20 protein-coding genes are annotated in these 19,399 nt (G+C 63.6%); 4 read left to right on the forward strand and 16 right to left on the reverse strand.

The annotated features are described in order from the left end of the window. Positions 1–56: 56 nt before the first annotated feature. From LB557_RS07530 to LB557_RS07570, 9 genes are all read right to left on the reverse strand, one after another. Complete coding sequence (locus LB557_RS07530; RefSeq protein ID WP_224642164.1) at positions 57–2,042, reverse strand: AI-2E family transporter; 1,986 nt, start codon at positions 2,040–2,042, stop codon at positions 57–59. A gap of 122 nt (positions 2,043–2,164) precedes the next feature. Beyond that, positions 2,165–3,244, reverse strand: coding sequence for a D-alanine--D-alanine ligase family protein (locus tag LB557_RS07535; RefSeq protein WP_140665766.1), 1,080 nt, complete (start codon positions 3,242–3,244; stop codon positions 2,165–2,167). 22 nt (positions 3,245–3,266) lie between these two features. Continuing rightward, positions 3,267–3,884, reverse strand: a complete 618-nt coding sequence (locus tag LB557_RS07540; protein WP_224642166.1) for a C39 family peptidase — start codon at positions 3,882–3,884, stop codon at positions 3,267–3,269. Between the two features lie 82 nt (positions 3,885–3,966). Beyond that, on the reverse strand, positions 3,967–4,425 hold the full coding sequence (locus LB557_RS07545; protein ID WP_224642243.1) for a hypothetical protein: 459 nt from the start codon (positions 4,423–4,425) through the stop codon (positions 3,967–3,969). A 509-nt stretch (positions 4,426–4,934) separates the two neighbouring features. Beyond that, complete coding sequence (locus LB557_RS07550; RefSeq protein WP_140665760.1) at positions 4,935–5,759, reverse strand: outer membrane beta-barrel protein; 825 nt, start codon at positions 5,757–5,759, stop codon at positions 4,935–4,937. A 47-nt stretch (positions 5,760–5,806) separates the two neighbouring features. After that, entirely contained in the window at positions 5,807–6,523 is a 717-nt protein-coding gene (locus LB557_RS07555; protein WP_140618048.1) for an outer membrane protein, read from the reverse strand. A gap of 228 nt (positions 6,524–6,751) precedes the next feature. Beyond that, positions 6,752–7,399, reverse strand: coding sequence for an outer membrane protein (locus tag LB557_RS07560; RefSeq protein ID WP_224583711.1), 648 nt, complete (start codon positions 7,397–7,399; stop codon positions 6,752–6,754). Positions 7,400–7,748: 349 nt separating this feature from the next. Continuing rightward, positions 7,749–8,708 carry an AraC family transcriptional regulator gene (locus tag LB557_RS07565; RefSeq protein ID WP_041163409.1) on the reverse strand — a complete coding sequence of 320 codons (960 nt, stop codon included), beginning with the start codon at positions 8,706–8,708 and terminating at the stop codon, positions 7,749–7,751. Positions 8,709–8,934: 226 nt separating this feature from the next. Further along, a complete protein-coding gene (locus LB557_RS07570) occupies positions 8,935–9,363 on the reverse strand; it encodes a VOC family protein (protein WP_015317017.1) in 429 nt (142 codons plus the stop codon). Between the two features lie 153 nt (positions 9,364–9,516). On the opposite strand from LB557_RS07570, the gene LB557_RS07575 reads away from it, so the two are divergent. Continuing rightward, the gene (locus LB557_RS07575; RefSeq protein WP_224642169.1) at positions 9,517–9,771 is read left to right on the forward strand and encodes a hypothetical protein; all 255 of its coding nucleotides are present in this window, start codon (positions 9,517–9,519) and stop codon (positions 9,769–9,771) included. 90 nt (positions 9,772–9,861) lie between these two features. Here LB557_RS07575 and LB557_RS07580 read toward each other — a convergent pair whose 3' ends face one another. From LB557_RS07580 to LB557_RS07590, 3 genes are all read right to left on the reverse strand, one after another. Further along, a complete protein-coding gene (locus LB557_RS07580) occupies positions 9,862–11,031 on the reverse strand; it encodes a PLP-dependent aminotransferase family protein (protein ID WP_181171350.1) in 1,170 nt (389 codons plus the stop codon). 176 nt (positions 11,032–11,207) lie between these two features. Continuing rightward, positions 11,208–11,666, reverse strand: a complete 459-nt coding sequence (locus LB557_RS07585; RefSeq protein ID WP_015317014.1) for a GNAT family N-acetyltransferase — start codon at positions 11,664–11,666, stop codon at positions 11,208–11,210. A 99-nt stretch (positions 11,667–11,765) separates the two neighbouring features. Continuing rightward, positions 11,766–12,260 carry a hypothetical protein gene (locus LB557_RS07590; RefSeq protein ID WP_224642171.1) on the reverse strand — a complete coding sequence of 165 codons (495 nt, stop codon included), beginning with the start codon at positions 12,258–12,260 and terminating at the stop codon, positions 11,766–11,768. 58 nt (positions 12,261–12,318) lie between these two features. On the opposite strand from LB557_RS07590, the gene LB557_RS07595 reads away from it, so the two are divergent. Further along, a complete protein-coding gene (locus tag LB557_RS07595) occupies positions 12,319–12,954 on the forward strand; it encodes a DUF922 domain-containing Zn-dependent protease (protein WP_224642173.1) in 636 nt (211 codons plus the stop codon). Positions 12,955–13,001: 47 nt separating this feature from the next. Here LB557_RS07595 and LB557_RS07600 read toward each other — a convergent pair whose 3' ends face one another. Continuing rightward, entirely contained in the window at positions 13,002–14,537 is a 1,536-nt protein-coding gene (locus LB557_RS07600) for an acid phosphatase (RefSeq protein WP_224642175.1), read from the reverse strand. A gap of 214 nt (positions 14,538–14,751) precedes the next feature. Here LB557_RS07600 and LB557_RS07605 point away from each other — a divergent pair, with 214 nt between their 5' ends. After that, a complete protein-coding gene (locus LB557_RS07605) occupies positions 14,752–15,993 on the forward strand; it encodes a cytochrome-c peroxidase (protein WP_411970534.1) in 1,242 nt (413 codons plus the stop codon). 193 nt (positions 15,994–16,186) lie between these two features. Here LB557_RS07605 and LB557_RS07610 read toward each other — a convergent pair whose 3' ends face one another. The 3 genes from LB557_RS07610 to LB557_RS07620 form a co-directional block, all read right to left on the reverse strand. After that, positions 16,187–16,474 carry a GIY-YIG nuclease family protein gene (locus LB557_RS07610; RefSeq protein WP_041163796.1) on the reverse strand — a complete coding sequence of 96 codons (288 nt, stop codon included), beginning with the start codon at positions 16,472–16,474 and terminating at the stop codon, positions 16,187–16,189. Positions 16,475–16,658: 184 nt separating this feature from the next. Beyond that, the gene (locus LB557_RS07615) at positions 16,659–17,363 is read right to left on the reverse strand and encodes an SDR family oxidoreductase (protein ID WP_141906984.1); all 705 of its coding nucleotides are present in this window, start codon (positions 17,361–17,363) and stop codon (positions 16,659–16,661) included. 122 nt (positions 17,364–17,485) lie between these two features. Then, positions 17,486–18,103, reverse strand: a complete 618-nt coding sequence (locus LB557_RS07620) for a helix-turn-helix domain-containing protein (RefSeq protein WP_224642178.1) — start codon at positions 18,101–18,103, stop codon at positions 17,486–17,488. 131 nt (positions 18,104–18,234) lie between these two features. Here LB557_RS07620 and LB557_RS07625 point away from each other — a divergent pair, with 131 nt between their 5' ends. Next, complete coding sequence (locus LB557_RS07625; protein WP_224642180.1) at positions 18,235–19,368, forward strand: NAD(P)/FAD-dependent oxidoreductase; 1,134 nt, start codon at positions 18,235–18,237, stop codon at positions 19,366–19,368. Positions 19,369–19,399: the final 31 nt, after the last annotated feature.

Here is a 19,399-nt window from a genome sequence, read left to right on the forward strand (position 1 = left end):
CCAATATGTGAACGACCGAGATCGACCCAGTCTCGGAGATCAACCGGCACCCACGTCTATGTCGAGGCCGCCGAGGCCTTTCGGGAGGTGGCGCGCTGTCGCCGCATCCGGCGTTTGGCGACGAGCTTGAGGGCAATTGGCGGCTCGTTCGACAGCGCGCCGACCACTGCGTCCACCATGCCATGCGCCACGAAATCCGCGTTGATGTCACGAGCGAGCTTCGCGGCCGCTTCCTTGTCCTCATTGAGGCCCTGCGACCAGAACACGATTCCCACCCTCAACGCCGCTTTCGCCCGCTTCAGCCGGCGAACCAGAAACCGGGCATGTTTGATGGAATCCCGGTTCAGGAAGCCGACCACCACGGTATCGATGGTTTCGAGCTCGAGACGGCGGATGTTGGCGGGTTCCATATCGGCAAAGCCGGCCTTCGACACCGTCGTGCCCTGGACTTCCAGCACCTGTGCCAACATCGCGGCGGCGGCATCGTCCAGTTCACCGCGGCCGCCTGTGCAAAGCACCGACGTATCCGTGCCGTCGGGCAGTTCGGTCTCGTCTTCGCGGGAAGGATCCTTGTCATCCGGCTCCTCTTCGGCCGCCGGCGGGGCATCCTCTTCCTCTGCTTCCTCATGCGCGCTGTCGTCGAGGTTTGCCACCATCGCCAGGGCGCTCTCGGCCACCTGACGCCTTTGCTGGTCGCCCATGACACCGCGCGCACGGTCCTGCTCGCCCAGCAGCAGGGCGGGAATGGCCACCTTGTCGTAGAACTCGACCAGATATTTCTCTTCCAGCATCTCCTCGGCGTGGTCCGTGGCTTCGTCAGGGTCACCGGCCAGCAGACGCTGGTAGAGGCGTGCGTGGGGTTCGAGCACGGGCTCGTTGCCAAACAGGACATCGAGGAACTCGAACTGCGGCACGTGCCTGCCCAGCACCACCAGGCACACGGTGAGCGGTGTTGACAAAACCAGCCCGAGGGGGCCCCACAGCCACGTCCAGAAGATGGCCGCAACGATGATGGCCAGGGACGACAGCCCGGTTCGCGAGCCATAAAGCCAAGGTTCCACGACATTGCCGGTGATCAGTTCCATCACCACGAACAGGGCGGCTGTCCACAGCACCAGCGACCAGCCCGGCGCCACGGCCAGCGCTAGGAACAGCGGCAGCAGCATGCCGATCGCCGGGCCGATATAGGGAACGAAACGCAGGCCAAGTGCCAGCAGCCCCCACAGCAAGGCATTCGGAATGCCCAGGATCCACAGGCCGGCCGCGATTGGTACGGCATACACGATGTTGACGACCAATTGCATCAGCAGGTACCGGCCAACACGCTTGCCGGCATCCTGAAGCGCCTCGGTGGTACGGTGAAGGTCCCCATACCCGACAAGGCGGATGAAGCGGTCGCGCAAATCCTCCCGCTCCAGCAGCATGAAGATGACGACGACGATGATCAGCCCGGCCGATCCGAGCGGGCTGATCAGCGGCCCGACTATGTTCTGCAGAACCTCCAAAGGCCTTTCGCGCGAGACGATCTCGACCGGCACCGGTTCACGCGGCGGCTTTTCCGGGGTGGCGGCCGGCGGCGACGTCTCCTGCCTGTCGATCTCCTGGCCGACACGTTCGACCACCTTGCTCAACCTGGCAATGATCCCTCCCCCAACGCCAGTCTCCTTGAGCGATCGGACCTTGGTCAGGATGTTGGCCTGGTAGACCGGGATGTTTTGCGCCAGTTCGCTGACCTGCGTGGCGACGATGAAGCTGAAGAGGGCAAGTGCGGCGAAAGCCCCCAATACGCTGACGATGACGGCGGCAATCCGGGGAATGCCGGCCCGTTTGAGCGCGGACACAAGAGGGGCGAGCGCGAAAGTCAGCAACAGCGCGATCGCTATCGGCAGGAAAACCTCACGCCCGAAATACAACGCCGCCACCGTGGTGACGATGGTGGCTACATTGGGCAACGACGTTCGGGGGTGCGGGGCGGCGGGCGAAAGAATATCCTCCAAGCCATGCGCGGGCGACGCCATCCCGTTTCGACGATTGGCCGCCATTCCATGCCTCCCCTGCCAGTCCCATGATCGGGCATATAGAGCCGGCCAGCAACATTAGCCAGAGGTGGAAAGACACGCCGTCCAAAGGGCGGTTTATCCGATACGGCGGCCGCTGACTCGGATCAGCGCGCGCCGTGCCGCGCCAGCGCATGCTCGATCAAGATATCGATGACCTCGCTGTAGCCGATGCCGATCGCGGCCAGCGCCTTGGCGTACATCGATATGTCGGTGAAACCGGGCAGCGTGTTGACCTCGTTGACCAGCAGGGAGCCGTCGGCGCGCAGGAAGAAGTCGACGCGCGCCATCGCCTCGCAGCCGAGTGCCTTGAAGGCTTGCCCAGCCATTTCCCTCGCCCGGTCGATCACCGCTGCCGGCACATCGGCGGGCACTTTGACCACCGCGCCGTCGGCGTCGAGATATTTGGCCTCATAGGTGTAGAAGCCGTGCTTGCCGGCCGGGATGATCTCGCCGGGCAGCGACACCGTGAGCGAGCCGTCGGCCCGTTGCAGCACCGAGCACTCGATCTCGCGGCCTTCGACGAATTCCTCGATCAACGCCTTGCCGTCATAGCGGAAAGCCGTTTCGACGGCCTGATCGAAACCATCCCTGTCGTTCACCTTGCTCACTCCGAACGACGAGCCCTGGCGCGCCGGCTTGGCGAAGAATGGCAGCCCCAGCGCCCCGGCGATCTCCTGGAAGGAACCGACGTCGTTACGATGGACGGTGACCGAGCGGGCGACGGCAAGCCCGGCTCCGTGCATGAGCCGCTTGGCGACATCCTTGTCCATGGCGGCGGCCGAGGCCAGGATGCCGCAGCCGACATAGGCGACGTCGGCAACCTCCGCATAGCCCTGCACCGAGCCGTCCTCCCCGAAAGGACCGTGCAGCACGGGGAAGACGACATCGACCGGCGCCAGGTCAGCCCGCGTTCCCATAGGCGACGCTGAGATCAGCCGGCCCTTGCCGCCGGGCAGCAGGGCTATCTCCATGCCATCCTGCGACACTGGAGCTCCCGCCCCTTCGCCGATGGCCTCGGACGCCGGCTGCAGCAGCCATCTGCCCTCCCTGGAAATGGCGATCGGCACCACCTCGTAGCGCGTCCGGTCGATCGCCTTCAGCACATTGGCGGCCGAAAGCCGCGACACGTCATGCTCGGCCGAGCGCCCGCCATAGAGGATCGCAACCCTGATCTTTCCGGTCATCGAAATCCCTCATCTGTCAAAATCAAATGGCGACGGCAATGCCGCGATTGGCAAAGAAGCGGTCGAAAGCGGCTGGCGCCAACACTGCGTTGGCCTGTGTGGCACTGGTATGGCCGGATGGGTTGTGAAAGCGGAACCCTTCATCCGAGGCGGCGGTGACCAGAACCAAATGTCCGCCCTTCGACGGCGGCTCGCGCTCGGGCCAGCGGATCGAACTGCTGACCGAAGCGATGAAGAACCGCGACCGGCCGAGGATCGACGGAATGTCAGCCGTCGCGACATCGGTCATCACCTCGGCATCGAGGCCGAATTCCGCCTTCACGAAGGTGACGAAGGGCGCATAGATCAGCCCCTTGATCGAGCCTTCATTGACGACATAGCCGCCATACGGAGTGCATCGCCTGGCCAGTTCGATCGTCGGCACGATCTCGCCGCGCGTCGCCAGGATCATCTTGAGACACGCCATGCCGCAGACATTGGCGGCCCAGGCCGTGTATTCATCGAGCGTGGCAGCGCCTGATCCCTGCCATAGCGGATCCCGCCGCAACGCGGCTTCGGCGCCGTCGGCGAGCACCGCCAGCGTCATCTCAGGCGTCTCCCACTGACTGAAAAACGGCACGGTTTCAGGCAATGGACTCATGCGAACTCCCCGGGTCTTCAACTCGTATACGAGCATACAAGATTGGAGAAAAGCCGCTCGGACCTGTCGAGGCGCGCGGCGTCTACTCGACCTTCGTCCAGCCAAAAACCAGCCAGGCGTATTTCGATTTTTCGTCGGGTTCGGCGGTATAGGTCATCTGGATGTCGCCGCCCTTGGCGTAGATATCAAGCCGGGGTGCCGTGTCCAGCTCCAGCCATAGCGAACTCTTGTTGAAGAACCAGGTTCCGCACCAGATGCAGGAACCTGATGCCGGGTCACCGGGCTGATGGAAATTGTAGCGGCCGTCCGCCGTGATCTCCAGATAATCGAACGCGCCGTAAAACGCGGTCACCGTCTGCTGGAACTCATTGGCGGCCGCTTCCTGTTCCGGCGTTGCCGCATCCTTCATGTCGCGCGGCGGCCGGATGGTCGCGCCGCTGAGTTGCCATTTGCCGACAAAGTCCTTCTGGGTCGGAAGATATTCCTCCTGAGCCTGCGCCGAAGATATATGAGAAATTGTTAATATGAATGGTGTGGCCATGCCCAAAATCGTAAGCAACGGCGCGGCGACACGGATCGCCCTGGCTGATTTTTGCATAAAAATTGTTTCTCCACGGTGGGCAAGAGATGGTCTGTTCGGGATGTTATTGGGAAAGACCTCGCGCATTGCTTTGAGGTCGATTCCCGTCAGCCATTTCCCGGTTAGCACCGCGGCCACCAATCTGGCAACGCAAGGCACGGCTCAACAAGGCTGATCGGCGCCAGTCTCCACTGTCTCGTGCCGCTTGCGAAGGTGCCGGCGCGAGAAAGCCCGCTTGCGGCTGGCAGCCCTGTCATTGACCGGATGTGCCGGTTGTTTCCCGCCTTCTTTCGAGAGCGAAGAGGTCGGTCGGCGCACCGTGCGGCGTCACCTCGCCTTCGAAGCGAAAAACGTGTTTTTCCAGGACGCGCCGCGAAGGCGGCATCGGCCGTGCGACCAGTCCGATAACCCGCTCGGCATGCAGGTCGAAGGCAAAAGCCAGGCCGCGCCTTTCCAGTCGTGCCGCCGGCTCACTTCGTGTTGATCACCGAAGCGGCCCGATAGGTGTCCATGGTCGCGCCGTTGCGGTCCTCGTCGAACAGCGTATCGCTGCCGAAGCTGGCGCGCAGGCCGATGACGACCTTGTTGGCCCTGGTGTCCTGCGTAGACGTTTCGAACTTCCTCCGCTCGAATTCATAGCGTCCGAACACCGCCCATGGCGTTTCGTCGAACCGGTACATGGCCTGCACGGCGGCACCGACCACGTCTTCGTTGGTGCCGTTATAGTCGGTTCGGTTGAAGTCGAGCTCCGCATCGAGGCGAAGGTTCTTCCGGACGAAGTAGCGCGCCACCGCGCGTACGCCCCATTGGTCGCCATGAAAGTCGCTGATGGTGAGCTGGCCGAAACTGGCTTGGCCATAGAGGGTCAGATTGCCGAAATAGAGTTGTGCTTCCGGGCCGACCGCATAGTTGTTTACGGTCACGCCGCTTTCGCCGACAGATGTGTAGGCGGCGAAAATGCCGGCGGCGAAACGGTCGGAATCGCGGTAGAAGCCATGGACCGCACCGCGCGTGTCATCCAGGGGATCGTAATGGCCCCAGATGCGGTCGTAGGTCAGGTCGCCCTGCAAATTCCAGCGCTCGGCAAACGGAATGTTGACGCGCACGGCGCCGCCGCCGGCCCGGGTCGTGTAGTCGTCGCCGACGAAGCGAAGCCCGCCGAGATAGAGTTCGCCGTAGCCCGAAACATGCGGCGTCACCACCGTCTCCGCTGCCAGCGGCTGCTGCGTATCGGCGGCGTAAGCGGAGGTCGCGGCGACCAGCGACGACGCGGCGAAGATTGAAAAGCGATGCATTAGAGCCCTCGAATGCGAATTTCCGGACCAGCGTCCGGCCGTGGAGATCAGAATTTGTAGGCCACGCCGATCCGCAGATCCTGTGTCGTCAGTTCGATGGCATCCCGATTGAGGGGAGCGCCATTGGAGAAGGCGTGGCGCACGGAGGTGTGGCGGCCGAAATCGGCGAACCTGTATTCGCCCCGAACCACCCAATTGTCGGTGACGGCGTATTCGCCGCCCGCACCCAGCGTATAACCCGCGACGGTATCTCGGACGTCGGCATAGGGACCGCCCGGAATGTTGGTGGTCGTGTGTTTGTAGCTTGCCACCGCCAGGCCGCCGGTGACGAAAGGAAGCCAGCGATCGATCGCATAACCGGCTCTGAGGCGCACGGTGCCTACCGCCTCAAGCTCGAGCTCGCCACCAAAGGCGGGGTCGTCGACGCCGAGCGCCCGGTAGAGCGTCGTGTCGTTCACGCTTGCAAAGCTGTAGTCTCCCTCGACGCCAACAACCAATCCGCTGTCGAACTGCTTGTTGTAGCCGGCAAACACACCGCCGAAACCGCCGGACGGGCTGTAACCCCAGCCGTAATTGTCGAAGCTGCCCGGCGCGAAAGTCTGTCCGACCCTGGCGTCGCTCCGGGCATATCCGGCCTGTGCTCCGAAATAACCGCCGGACCAGTTGTAGCTGGCCGCGACCGGCAAGGTCTCGGTGGGGTCGGCGGCCAACGCCATGCCGGCGGGAACGAAAAGAAAGGCAGTGGCGAGAAGAATCGTTTTCATTGCTTGTCTGCTGTCCCCGGGATGCTGCACCACGACCGACATGGTCAGTGGCGGTCAGTCGAAGCTACGGTGTTGCATTGATCGCCGGCGGCGTCTTGGGCTGGACAGCATCGGAATTGTCTTGGAGCGCGCCGCCGCACCCCGCCCGGCCGGTGTGGCCGTTCAGCATCAGCCGCGGCGCAGGCAAAACCCCGGCGCGGACGCCAGGGTTTTGTTCGAACCGGCGTGTCAGAACTTATAGCTGAGGCCGACGCGTAAATCGTGCGTCTTGAGATCGATGTTCGAAACCGTGCCAAGACCAAAAATCGGCACCGAGAGATCCTCTTTGCCAAAGTCGGAATAGCGATATTCGACGCGGGCGATCCATTTGTCGGTGAAAGCGTGCTCGACGCCGGCCCCAACCGTCCAGCCAAGATGGGTTTCGTCGTGGATTGTTACTGTACCGAGGGGACCACTGCTGACCACACTCATTTCATACTTGGCCGCTGCCACGCCGGCACTGATATAAGGCAACGTCCGATCGAACGCATAGCCGGCCCGCAGCCGGGCCGAACCCGACCACTTGAGTTCGCTCGACAACAACGCGCCGGCACCGGCGAAGGTCCCCACCGCATCGACATTGCTGTAGGCAAGGTCAGCCTCGGCGCCGAGCACGAAACGGTTCGCCAATTCCTGATTGACGCCGATATGGATGCCACCAATAAAACCGTCCGGATCGAAGGCAGCATTGACGTCGGTGCCCCCAATGCCGGCGCCGCCGATGAAGAGATTGGATTTCCCGGCTACGTAACCGAAGTGAACGCCGGCATAGAGGCCGGACCAGTCATAGCCGGCAGCAACCGGCAAGGTTTCGTTGACGTCCGCCGCGGACGCCATGCCGGCTGGCGCAAGCACGAGGATGGTGGCGAGAAGAATCGTTTTCACTGTTTGCTACCCCAATGATGTTGCTTTCCCCGGCCGTGGAAAATACTCCGCGGCGACCCGGGTATCGTCGAGGTTTTGCATTGTTCGCGGGCGGCGTCTTGGGCTGAGCCGCATTGGAATTGTCGTGGAGAGCGCTGCGGCACTCGGGCCGATCAGTGTGGCCGTTCGGCATCAGTCGATCGGTTCGAAGACAACTGATCCGACTCGCTTCGAGTCCTTGTCTTTGGTGCCGCGCTTCCGCCCGGAATTGCGAAAACAAGGAGTTAGAGCGGCCATCGATTCTGTGAGACGATGATTCGCTCTAACGGGCGGCGTTCGGCGTCGAGCCGAAGCGGCGGCGGAAACAGCGATTGAAGTAGGAGACGTCGGAAAAGCCGCTCAACAGCGCGATCTCGCTGACCCGCATGCGGTCGTTGCGCCGGTCGCGCAGCATGCGGTGGGCTCTCTGCAGACGCAGTTCGAGAATATGCTCGGCGAAACTCGAGCCCGTTTCCTGCAGGAGATCATGGACGTAGCGCGCGGAAAGCCGCAAACGCTGGGCGATATGCTGGGCCGAGATGCCGGGATCGGCGAAATTGTCCCGCATCGTCTGCAGGATGGCTTGCAGCCTTGCCGCGCGCAGGCCTCGCACGCCCGCCAGCTCGGCGATCTCGCCCTTGGCGCCCGTCGCCAATCCGATCAGGTCGACGATCGTTTCGGTGGCATGGGCGACAAGATCGGGCAAGAGCAATGCCGGCCCCGCTTCCAGGAAGCCGCAATAGCGCTTGAGCATGTCGAGCGCTTCATTGTCGACGCCGATGGTCAGCGCCAGGCGGTCCTCGACATGGGCGAAGGCATTTTCCATGATTTCGCGGGGCACCACGACATTGGTCCAGACATTGCGGTCGCCGCCGGTCATTTCCAGCGCTTCCGAAGCCGAGACCAGCGCGCCTTCGCCCCTGCCGATGCTGTAGTCGCGGCCGGTCTGCACACCGCTCAGCCTGGTGTCGCCATCGTTGACCAGCAGCAGATAGCCGTCGCGGCCGTCGTCGGCGATGTTGCGCGTCTTGCGGCTCGCATGCTTGATCGTCCCGGCCATCCGCCCGAGCACCAGCGGCCCGATGGCGGTGGCTTCGATATCCGCCTGGAACGGCACATTGCCGGAGATGGCATATTCGACCGACCAGATCTCGGCGACATGAATGTCCTGCCAGAGCGCGAAGCGCGCGCGGTCGTCGAGATGCGACGGCAGATCGAGCGAAGAGAAGACGTTCTTTTTCAACGAGCAACCGGCCTTTCCCGCGCACGCGTCTTCCCTGAAACCGCACCGTATGGGACCGATTTGCCTCTTGTCCAGAGACGGCGCCATCCATGCTCCGCAGGACAATTTCAGTGCCGCCCAGGTCAAGAATCCGATCGGATTCGCCGGTGTGGCGTCCGAGTCTCCGAAATACCCCGGAAATGCGGCATCGGAATCACCTCGCCTCAACGCGGTCGACCGATTGCTCCTAGAACGTGATCTTCACCGACGCGGCGCTGCGGTTGGCCGGGCCGTGGTGGACGGCCTCGATGTTGTTGCCGTCCGGGTCGAGCAGGAAGGCGGCATAATAGCCGGGATGATAGGACCGCTCGCCAGGCGCGCCATTGTCCGTGCCGCCGGCTTCGAGCCCGGCCTTGTAGAAGGCATCGACCATGGCGTGATCCCTGGCCTGGAAGGCCAGATGATGACGTCCGGTCAGCTTTCCCAGCGCGGCCCGGCTGTCGGCGCTGGAAATGAACAATTCGTCGGCCCAGAAATAATCCTCGCCGGTGCCGCCGATCGGGACACCAAGGACTTGGAAAACCGCCTCGTAGAAACGCCGGCTGGCGGGGAGATCCCGGACCACGAGCTGGAGGTGGTCGATGAGCCGGCCGCGATGCAATTCCTGGGTTTCCATGAAAGCGCCTCCTCGCAAGGCCTCGAATTTAGGCGCGGTTGGCAGGGCGTCAACGCGGGCGCGAGCCTCTGCTGACAACCAGCGACAATTTTTCGAGCCCGATGGAACTTTTGCACCGATGGCAAGTTTGGAGGCGCGGCGGGAGAATGTCGGTTGGATTGTTTTCAGAAGCTTGAAGCGCTGGTCGACGGCGCCAATGCCGATGCCATCGAGGAAGCGAACGCATTGCTGCGCCGGTTCAAGGACAGGTCCGAACAGACGACGCGGGCCATCGACGAGTTCATGCTGGACTTCAAGACATTGGTCTTCGTCGTCGAAGCCGGCGAAGAGGGTTTCCAAAGGCCGATCCGCAAGCTCGCCCGCGCCAGGCTTGCGAAGCTCAAGCAGCTGGTGAACGTGCCGGCTTAGGCGCATGCCGCTCTTTGCTATTACGCAATTCCGGGGAAAGCGCTGGGCGCTCTCCCGGGAAAACCATTTCAGACTTTCCTGGAATTTGCTCTAACCCTTGAGCAGCGCCGCCAGCCGGGGAATGCCCTCGCTCACCGCGCTGCGGGTGGCCAGCGTGAACGACAGCCGCAGCGTGTTGCGCCCGGTGCCGTCGGCGTAAAAGGCGTTGCCCGGCACGAAGGCGACCCGCGCCTCCTTCACCGACCGTGCCAGGAGGTCCGTGGCGTCGGTGCCCTCCGGCAGCGTCACCCAGACGAACATGCCGCCTTCCGGACGGCTCCAGGTCACCCCCTCCGGCATGTTGGCTTCAAGCGCGCCGAGCAGGCCGTCGCGGCGCTCGCGGTAGGCGCCGATGAGTTTTTCCACCTGGCCGTCGAACACGGCTTCGGCGACGCGGTGCATCACCATCTGGTTGACGGACGGGCTGTGCAGGTCCGAAGCCTGCTTCATCAGCACCAGTTTTTCCACCACGTGGCGCGGCGCGCAAACCCAGCCGACACGCATGCCCGGCGACAGAATTTTCGAGAACGAGCCGCAATAGAGCGTGCGCGCCTTGTCGATGCCGCCGGACCTGATGCAGTCGAGCGCCAGGATCGGCGGCACACCCTCGCCGTCATAGCGCAGCGCCCGGTAGGCAGCATCCTCGATGACGGCGATGTCGAGCTCGCCGGCAAGGTCGAGCACCGCTTCGCGCTGCTTTCGGTCCAGCGTGTTGCCGGTCGGGTTGGCGAAATCGGGCACCAGATAGGCGAATTTCACCTTGCCGCCATGAGCGGCGGCGGCAGTGTGGTAGGCATCGGGCGTCATGTTGCCGCCCTCGGGCCGCAGCCGGTCATAGCGCGGCTCGTAGGCGTTGAAGGCCTGCAGCGCGCCGAGATAGGTCGGCCATGTCACCAGCGCGGTATCGCCTGGCGACAGGAACAGCTTGCCGAGGTAATCCAGCGCCTGCTGCGAGCCGGAAGTGATGAAGATGTTGGCTTCGTCGCAGGCCACGCCGAGCTTGCCCATTTGCCCGGCGAGCCAGCGCCGCAGCGGCAGATAGCCTTCCGAAACCTGGTATTGCAGTGCTGCCCCCGCTTCCGGGCCGCCGAGCACGTCGGCATAGGCATCGCGGATGGCGTCCGCCGGAAACAGCGACGGATCGGGAATGCCGCCGGCGAAGGAGATGATGTCGGGCTGGTCGAGCAGCTTCAACAGCTCGCGGATTTCGGAGGCCTTCATGCGCGATGAGCGCGAGGCCAGAAGGTTCAAAAGGGTCACGACACGCCTCCCCGGACGTTTTTACAATAGGTCAACCTGACTGACCTATATCCGCTTTGCCAGGCGATTTGAATAGTGCCTGAAGGGCTTCCGCTATACGCCAGTCACCGCCAGGCCCGAACCGGCACGGGTTTCCGCTAAAGGCTCTTCTTGTAACCAATATGGCTGGCACTGAAGCCGAGCCCTTCATAGAAGCGGTGCGCATCCGCTCGCCCCTTGTCGGTGGTGAGCTGCACAAGGCCGCAGCCCCGCGCCCGGCACTCGTCGATCGCCCATTCGAACATCTTCTTGCCGACGCCGTCGGAGCGCCTGCCGCTGACAACGCGAACCGCCTCGATCTGCCCGCGCCAGCCGCCCTTGCGCGAAATACCGGCAAGGAAGCTGATCTGCAAGGTGCCGATTACCTCCGCGCCATCCACGGCCACGGCAAGCAGCTGATTGGGATCGGCATCGATGGCGTCGAAGGCATCGATATAACCCTGCGCCAACGGCAACGAGGCGTCTTCGCGGGCGGCGCCCAGCGGATCGTCGGCGAGCATGGCGACGATGGCTGGCAGGTCGGAGGCTTGCGCCTTGCGGAATTGGATGTCGGTCATGGACGTGAGATACGGCCGCCCGACGCTGGCGGCAAGCCGCTGATGGAATGGAGATCAATGGGCGGCAGGACAATGAGGGGCGGCGCAACCTCTCGAGGTTCAATCCCCGTCGCCCGCGGGCTTCGCCTTGCCGCACTGCGCCAGCACCTTGCCGATTGCCCCACTGGAACCCTTCAGCGCAAAACTGATCGAACCATATTTGGCAGCGCTGACCGACACGTCCCCCTTGGACCGCAACAGGTCGAGCAGCGGGTCCCCCTTCTCCAGATCGACCACGAAATAATTGTACATCGCCTCCAGCTGCAGGGTTTTCGTCACCGTCTTGCCGTCGGCCTTGAAGTCGAAAGCGCCGCTGATGCCCGGCTCCAGTTGTTGGCCGCTGGCGCCCACATCGTAGCTCAGCACCGGTTTGTCGTAGCAATTGAGCATCAGATAGGCGTCGCCCTTCGGCCCGCCGCAGACCGAAGCGGTCAGCACGCTGCCGCCCTCGTCTTCCTCCATCTTGGCGCTCCAGCCGCCGCAGGATGCAGCGAAGGCCGATTGCGCGCCAAGCACCGCCGCCAAGGCACCGGCGGCAACGAGATTTCTTCTCATGACTTCCCCTCCGGGCCATTTGCAGCGCCCGCCGGCAGCATATAGGAAAAGCCGTTGAATGGCATTGCATGTGCCGCGCGCCTTGGAGAGAGCGGTGTTGAGAACCTTTGGTCGCCTGTATCTTCCGACCGCGGCTCTGGTGGCCTTGCCGCTCGCCGCGCATGCCGAATGGAAGCCGGTCGAGAAGGTCGAGACCTACGCCATTTCAGGCCAGTCCGGGCTCGAGCTCTACCGGTCGATTGGCGAGAACGGGCCGAATGTCGGCATTACCCGCGCCATTGCTCACACCAATTTCAAGCTGACCTGGACCAGGGATTATCAGCCGCGTGCCGGAGCCTGCGTGCTGGTCTCGGCCAAGCCAAAGCTCATCATCACCTACACCTTGCCCAGCCCCTCCTCGCCGCTGCCGTCCGCCATCCAGAAGAACTGGGAGGTTTTCCTCGCAGGCGTCAGCGCCCACGAAAAGGTGCATGGCGCGACCATTGTCGACATGGCGCGCAAGATCGAGGCGGCGACGGTCGGCCTCACCGTCCCCGACGATCCCAAATGCAGCAAGATCCGGGTCGAGATGACCAAACGCCTGTCCGCCCTTTCGCAGGCGCAGCGGCAGGCAAGCCGCGATTTCGACCGCATCGAACTCGGCCAGGGCGGCAATCTGCAAAAGCTCATTCTTGCCCTGGTCAATGGCGGCTGAGCCACCGCGCCTCGCGGCGCGGCGGCATATTCGCGGTTCGCTCCGCCCTAGCGGCTGAGATCAAGCGCGGCTGACAAATCCCCCATCGGCGGCTCGCCATTGGCGGCCAGCGCCTTGTCGCGGGCGACGATGCCCGTCAGCACCGGCAGATCGTAGCGCGCGGTGATGAAGCGCAGGATCGACGTCGTATCGTATTGCGTGTGGTCGACCGTGCCCATCCTGGCATAGGGCGAGACGATGAAGGCCGGGATGCGGTTGCCCGGGCCCCAGCGGTCGGCCTTGGGCGGCGCGACGTGATCCCAGAAGCCGCCATTCTCGTCATAGGTGACGACGACCAGCATGTGGCTCCATTGCGGGCTCTTCTCCAGATGCGCGACGAGGTCGGCCAGATGCCGGTCGCCCGATGTCACGTCGGCATAGCCTGAGTGCTCGTTGAGATTGCCCTGCGGCTTGTAGAAGGCGACCTGCGGCAGCTTGCCGTCGTCGATCGCCTTGATGAACTCGACGCCATCCAGGCCGCCATCCCTGAGATGCTCGGTGCGCGCGGCGGTGCCGGGCGCGTAGGCGGCGAAATAGTTGAACGGCTGGTGGTGGAACTGGAAGTTCGGCACCGGCGTGGCGTTCTTGCCGTCGAGGGTAGCCTGCCAGGCGCCGGCGTACCAGGCCCAGTCGACCCCCTTCAGCGACAGGAGATCGCCGATGGTGATGTCGTGCTGCGGCGGCAGCGTGGTGGGCGCGGCCGGATCGGCCAGCGCCTTGTCACCGCCCTCGGCAGGCTTGTTGGCGCTCGGCTGATAGGGCGGCTGCATGGTGTTGACGGCGTAAAAATCGGGCGTGATGGCGCCGTCATTGACGAATTTCGGCACGCCGCCCAGCGCCGACGGCGGCGAATTGTCGGCCACCTTCAAGGTCGTTCCGTCGGCCTCGACCACGGCGATCTGGCCCTTGATCGGACTCGTGTCGGCATGCGGATAGACCGGCGTACAGGCGCAGGCGAGCTGGAAATGGTTGAGGAAGGAGCCGCCAAAGGCGCCCTGGAAGAAATTGTCGGCCAGCACATATTTCTTCGCCACCTGCCACATCGGCAGGCTCGAGCCGTCATAATGGCCCATGACCAGCCCGCCGGAATCGGCCCAGGCGACGAATTTATCGTTCTTGCCGCCGTCGATCTGCATCTGCTCCTGGTAGAAACGGTGCCACAAATCGTGGGTGATGACATTGGCGCCTTCGTTGAAGCCCTTGGGATCGTCGATGGCGAAGGCCGCGTTGGCGAGATGCGCGGTCTGCGCCTCCGTCACCACGGGCGTGACGCCCTTTCCGGTCAGCCCGCCCCAGGCCGGCGGCAGTTCGGTCAGCGGCTTGCCGTCGCGGTCGAGCTGACGCGCCTGGTCGGCCGAGACATTGGCCAGTCCATTGGCGCCGGGGAAGCCACCATAAAGATTATCGAAGCTGCGGTTCTCCGCATAGATGACGACGACGGTGTCGATCTTGTCGAAGCCGGGAGGGGCGGCATTGGCGGCCGCAAGGGGAAACAAGGCCGAACCGGCCAGACAAAAGGAAGTGAGGAACTTGGGCCTCGTCATGGAAAGACCTCGTGGCTTGACTTTAACTAGAAGAGCTATTGCGCGGGAACCATAGGCAGCTAACGTGGATGCCTTGTCACCTTTGTGACATCCGCCGCCGCGGCGAACACGGTTTCGTGAGCACTGGGACCGGTCATCAATCCGTTGCACTGCGTTCTTATTTCCGGGCCAAAGCGGACCGTGCCCCATGATGACGAGACGATGGAAAAGCCTGATGATCGCGAGTGCCGCGATCTCGGCATTTGGCTTTGCCGCACCCCCGAATACGGCGGGGCCGGACGGCGTCCATCCCGGTCCGCTGTCGCGCGACCAAGCCTTCGCACGCGCCGAGGCGCTGACTGCCTTGGGGCGAAAGATGTTCTTCGACCCGGCGCTCTCGGCTTCGGGAAAACAGGCCTGTTCCTCCTGCCACGATCCGCGCCATGCCTTCGGTCCGGCCTCGGCATCTCCGGTCGAGATGGGTGGCCCGAACCTCGACCTGCCTGGCGTGCGCGCGGTTCCGTCGCTGCGCTACCTCGAGGCGGCACCCGCCTTCACCGAGCATTTCCACGATTCCGAGGACGAGGGCGACGAGAGCGTCGACAATGGCCCGACCGGCGGTCTGACCTGGGACGGCCGCGCCGATCACGGTGTGGACCAGGCGAAAATCCCCCTGCTCTCGCCCTTCGAGATGGCAAACAAGGATGCCGTGGCGGTCTCCGCCGCCTTGCGCAAGTCAGCCTATGCCGATGACTTCAAGGCAACCTTCGGCAACGATGTCTTCGACCGCCCGGACGATGCCTTCGACGCCGCCGCCGAGGCGCTTGGCACGTTCGAGCAGAGCGCGGTCGACTTCTACCCCTATTCCAGCCGCTACGACGCCTTCCTCGCCGGCAAGGCGACGCTATCGGCGCGGGAACTGCATGGCCGCGCCCTGTTCGAGGACGAGGCGAAAGGCAATTGCGCCTCCTGCCACCTCAGCGAACCGGCCAATGACGGTGAGCCGCCGCAATTCACCGATTTCGGCCTCATCGCCATCGCCGTGCCGCGCAATCCGGCCATCCCGGCCAACGCCGACCCGACCTATGTCGATCTCGGCCTGTGCGGTCCCCTGCGCACCGATTTCCGTGGCCGCACCGACTATTGCGGCCTGTTCAAGACACCGAGCCTGCGCAACGTGGCGCTGCGCAAGAGCTTCTTCCACAACGGATATTTCCACACGCTGCGCGAAGCGGTGGCCTTCTACGCCAGCCGCGACACCGACCCCGGCCGCTGGTACCCGAAAAACGCTTACGGCACGGTCGACAAATATGACGATTTGCCAAAGGCTTACTGGCCGAACTTGAATCAAGACCCGCCCTTCGACGGCAAGAAACCCGGCGACAAGCCGGCGCTCAACGATGCCGAGATCGACGATATCGTGGCGTTTCTGCAGACGCTGACGGATGCGGATCAGGCGGCGAAGCGGTCGCAGTGAACTGGGAAGCCACGCCATAGGGGTCGCTAGTTGACCTGGCGACTAATCCGAAGCCCTCCCTCGCTTCGTCATCCTAGGGCGGAGCAAGGAGCGAAGCGACGCGGCGCAGACCCTAGGATCCATGCCGCGACGCTTGCGACGGACAAAACGGTGCCGAACCTGGCTCCAAACTCCGACGAAACGCATCAAACCGCTACCAACCTGTTCCGCGAAACAGCTCGAACCATTCCGGATTGGTCTTCTCGATCAGTTCGATCTTCCATTGTCGCGACCAGCGCTTCAGCGATTTCTCGCGTTGAATGGCGTCACGAATGTCGAAATGTTCCTCGTACCAGACCAACCGCTGCACACCGTAGCGCCTGGTGAAGCGCGAACCTTCGCCGGATTTGTGCTCCGGCATGCGGCGACCGAGATCGTTGGTGACACCGATGTAGATGGTGCCGCCCTTCTGGCTCGCGGTCATGTAAACATAGCCGGTCATGCGTTGACGGTAACCGCCAACCCGTCCGGGGACTATCCTCGTTCGCCGTATTTTTTCGGCCCACGTCGCGGCATGGATCCTAGGGTCTGCGCGGCGTCGCTTCGCTCCTTGCTACGCCTAGGATGACGAAGGGAGGGAGGGCTTCGGCTAATCTGAGAGGTATGGGATCGCCGCCAGCCGCCCCTCACAGCGCCCGGATCACACCCCCATCCACGCGGATATTCTGCCCGGTAATATACCCTGCCCCGTCCGACGCCAAAAACGCGATCGTCGCGGCGATCTCCTCTGATGTGCCATAGCGCTGCATCGGCACGTTGTCGCGGCGCTCTTCGGTGGCGGGCAGGCTGTCGATCCAGCCGGGCAGCACATTGTTCATGCGCACATTGTCGGCCGCGTAGGTGTTGGCGAAAATCTTGGTGTAGGCGGCAAGGCCGGCGCGGAACACGGCCGAGGTCGGGAACATCGCGTTCGGTTCTGCCACCCAGGCCGTCGAGATGTTGATGATGGCGCCGCCCTTCTGCTTGACCATCTGCGGCGCCACGATGCGCACCGGCCGGATGACGTTCATCAGGTAGACGTCCATGCCGGTGTGCCACTGCTCGTCCGTGATCTCCAGGATCGGCGCGCGCGGTCCATGGCCGCCGCTGTTGACCAGCACGTCGATGCGGCCATAGCGCTCCAGGGTCAGGTCGGCGAGCCGCTGCAGATCGTCGTTCGACTGGTTGGAGCCGGTGACGCCGAGCCCGCCAAGCTCCTTGGCCAGCGCCTCGCCCTTGCCGGACGAGGACAGGATGGCGACCTTGAAACCATCCGCCGCCAGCCGCTTGGCCGCCGCCGCCCCCATGCCGCTGCCGCCGGCCACGATGACGGCTGTCTTTTCTACACTCATCGGATTTCCTTTTCAGATTGGCGAGAGCTACGGTTTCAGCGGTCCTATAGCCGGTTTCGCCGCGCAGTTCGAACGAGAAAGCCTGAATCGAGCTGCAGAAAACTTGCGCGGTGAGCTGCGCCCTATCCTTCCACCGTCTCCAGCTCGTTCAACAGCGTGCCTTCCATGTCGGGCTCGTCGCCGGAGCAGACGCACAGCATCTCGGCGTCGCCCTCGCCCACCGACAGATAGGCGTGGCCCATGGTGGAATCGATGTAGACGCTCTCGCCCGCTTTCAGCCGCACCGGCGCGTACTGGTCGGTGTGCAGCTCGATCTCGCCCTTGAGCACGATCAGGAATTCCTCGCCGGCATGCCTGGTCAGCGGGCCGAACTCTTGCGGCGTGCGGGCGCGCGCATAGGCGTGGATCGGCACCATGCGCTTGCGCACCAAGTCGGTGGCGAGATACCGGTAGTCATAATTTCGGGTCAGCTGGCGCAGCGTGTTGGACTGCGAGGTGACCGAGCGGCGGGTGCGCGCTGCCGGCTGCTTGCGGTCGCCGCTCAGCAGTTCCGTCACATGGATGCCGAGCCCCTCGCAGATCTGCAGCAGCTTGTCGTAGGTCAGCGACATCTGGTCGTTTTCGACCTTGGACAGCGTCGACACCGCGACGCCGGTCAGCGCGCTGACCTCCTGCAAGGTCCAGCCATGGGTTTTTCTCAAAGCCCGCAGACAATCACCGAGATTGGGTTGCTCCGACATTGCCAGCTCCAAGGCGCGGGATCGCGCCGCTCCACTCTAGGTAGTCGAACTCCCCGCAGCCATCAACAACACCGAAATTTTCTTATACGCTAAATATTGACTGGATACGAAATTATTTTTACGACTGATGAATGCAGTCGAACTCCTTCAGAAAAATCGTCGTCATCGGCGGCGGCATTGCCGGCCTCTCACTTGCCGCCGAGGTGGCGGCCTCGGCCGAAGTCACCGTCATCGAGCGCGAACCGCATCTCGGCTACCACGCCAGCGGACGCTCCGCCGCTCTGTTCACCGAGACCTATGGCAACCGCCTCGTGCGCGGGCTGACGCTGGCCAGCCGGCAGGCAATCGTCGAGGGCGGTTTCGTCGCCCACCGGCGTGGCGCGCTGCATGTCGGATGGACCGGTGACGATGCCGCCATCGACAAGCTGGCTCGTGATTTGCAGGCGCTGGTGCCATCAGTGCGCCGCCTCTCGGCGGCCGAGCTCCACGCGCTGGTTCCGGTCATTGCCCAGCAAGCCACATGCGGCGGCGTCTATGAGCCGGACGCGGTGGATGTCGACACGGACAAGATGCTTGCGACCTGCGCGTCCAAGCTCAAAGCCGGCGGCGGCACCATCCGCACCGGCGAGGAGGTCCGCGCCATCTCACGCGACGGCAGCGCTTTTCGGGTTGAAACAAGCGCCGGCGTCTACTCGGCTGACATCATCGTCAACGCCGCCGGCGCCTGGGTCGATGTCGTCGCCGGCATGGTGGGACTCCCGGGCCTCGGCTTCCAGCCGAAACGGCGCACCGCCTTCCTGTTCGATCCGCCCGCCGGGTTGGACATCGCCGGCTGGCCGCTGGTGGTCGACCTGCACGAGCAGTTCTACTTCAAGCCCGATGCCGGCAGATTGATCGGTTCGCTCGCCGACGAGACGGATTCCGAGCCTTGCGATGCGTATCCCGAGGATATCGACGTCGCCATCGCCGTCGACCGCATCGAACAGGCGACGTCTATGCGCATCGGCCGCCCGTCGACGCCGTGGGCGGGCCTGCGTACCTTCGCTCCCGACCGCACGCCGGTCGCCGGCTTCGACCCGCGCCTGCCCGGCTTCTTCTGGCTCGGCGGCCAAGGTGGCTACGGTTTTCAGGTGTCGCTGACGCTGGCCAGGCTGAGCGCGGCGCTGATGCGCGGCGAGCCCCTGCCCAACGACGTCACCGCACTCGGCGTGACCGCTGGGGCGCTGGCGCCCGATCGCTTCCTTACCCCGGCGACGACGCCATGAAGTTCCTTCCCTCAACCCCGAAGTGTCATCA

This window comes from Mesorhizobium sp. BR115XR7A (assembly GCF_020165315.1).
Lineage (GTDB): Bacteria > Pseudomonadota > Alphaproteobacteria > Rhizobiales > Rhizobiaceae > Mesorhizobium > Mesorhizobium australicum.

Excerpts from the sequence above, each read along its gene's own strand:
- LB557_RS07530 (WP_224642164.1), bottom strand. The coding sequence starts at position 2,042 with ATGGCGGCCAATCGTCGAAACGGGATGGCGTCGCCCGCGCATGGCTTG.
- LB557_RS07535 (WP_140665766.1), bottom strand. The coding sequence starts at position 3,244 with ATGACCGGAAAGATCAGGGTTGCGATCCTCTATGGCGGGCGCTCGGCC.
- LB557_RS07540 (WP_224642166.1), bottom strand. The coding sequence starts at position 3,884 with ATGAGTCCATTGCCTGAAACCGTGCCGTTTTTCAGTCAGTGGGAGACG.
- LB557_RS07545 (WP_224642243.1), bottom strand. The coding sequence starts at position 4,425 with ATGGCCACACCATTCATATTAACAATTTCTCATATATCTTCGGCGCAG.
- LB557_RS07550 (WP_140665760.1), bottom strand. The coding sequence starts at position 5,759 with ATGCATCGCTTTTCAATCTTCGCCGCGTCGTCGCTGGTCGCCGCGACC.
- LB557_RS07555 (WP_140618048.1), bottom strand. The coding sequence starts at position 6,523 with ATGAAAACGATTCTTCTCGCCACTGCCTTTCTTTTCGTTCCCGCCGGC.
- LB557_RS07560 (WP_224583711.1), bottom strand. The coding sequence starts at position 7,399 with ATGGCGTCCGCGGCGGACGTCAACGAAACCTTGCCGGTTGCTGCCGGC.
- LB557_RS07570 (WP_015317017.1), bottom strand. The coding sequence starts at position 9,363 with ATGGAAACCCAGGAATTGCATCGCGGCCGGCTCATCGACCACCTCCAG.
- LB557_RS07580 (WP_181171350.1), bottom strand. The coding sequence starts at position 11,031 with ATGAAGGCCTCCGAAATCCGCGAGCTGTTGAAGCTGCTCGACCAGCCC.
- LB557_RS07585 (WP_015317014.1), bottom strand. The coding sequence starts at position 11,666 with ATGACCGACATCCAATTCCGCAAGGCGCAAGCCTCCGACCTGCCAGCC.
- LB557_RS07590 (WP_224642171.1), bottom strand. The coding sequence starts at position 12,260 with ATGAGAAGAAATCTCGTTGCCGCCGGTGCCTTGGCGGCGGTGCTTGGC.
- LB557_RS07595 (WP_224642173.1), top strand. The coding sequence starts at position 12,319 with ATGGCATTGCATGTGCCGCGCGCCTTGGAGAGAGCGGTGTTGAGAACC.
- LB557_RS07600 (WP_224642175.1), bottom strand. The coding sequence starts at position 14,537 with ATGACGAGGCCCAAGTTCCTCACTTCCTTTTGTCTGGCCGGTTCGGCC.
- LB557_RS07605 (WP_411970534.1), top strand. The coding sequence starts at position 14,752 with ATGATCGCGAGTGCCGCGATCTCGGCATTTGGCTTTGCCGCACCCCCG.
- LB557_RS07610 (WP_041163796.1), bottom strand. The coding sequence starts at position 16,474 with ATGACCGGCTATGTTTACATGACCGCGAGCCAGAAGGGCGGCACCATC.
- LB557_RS07615 (WP_141906984.1), bottom strand. The coding sequence starts at position 17,363 with ATGAGTGTAGAAAAGACAGCCGTCATCGTGGCCGGCGGCAGCGGCATG.
- LB557_RS07620 (WP_224642178.1), bottom strand. The coding sequence starts at position 18,103 with ATGTCGGAGCAACCCAATCTCGGTGATTGTCTGCGGGCTTTGAGAAAA.
- LB557_RS07625 (WP_224642180.1), top strand. The coding sequence starts at position 18,235 with ATGCAGTCGAACTCCTTCAGAAAAATCGTCGTCATCGGCGGCGGCATT.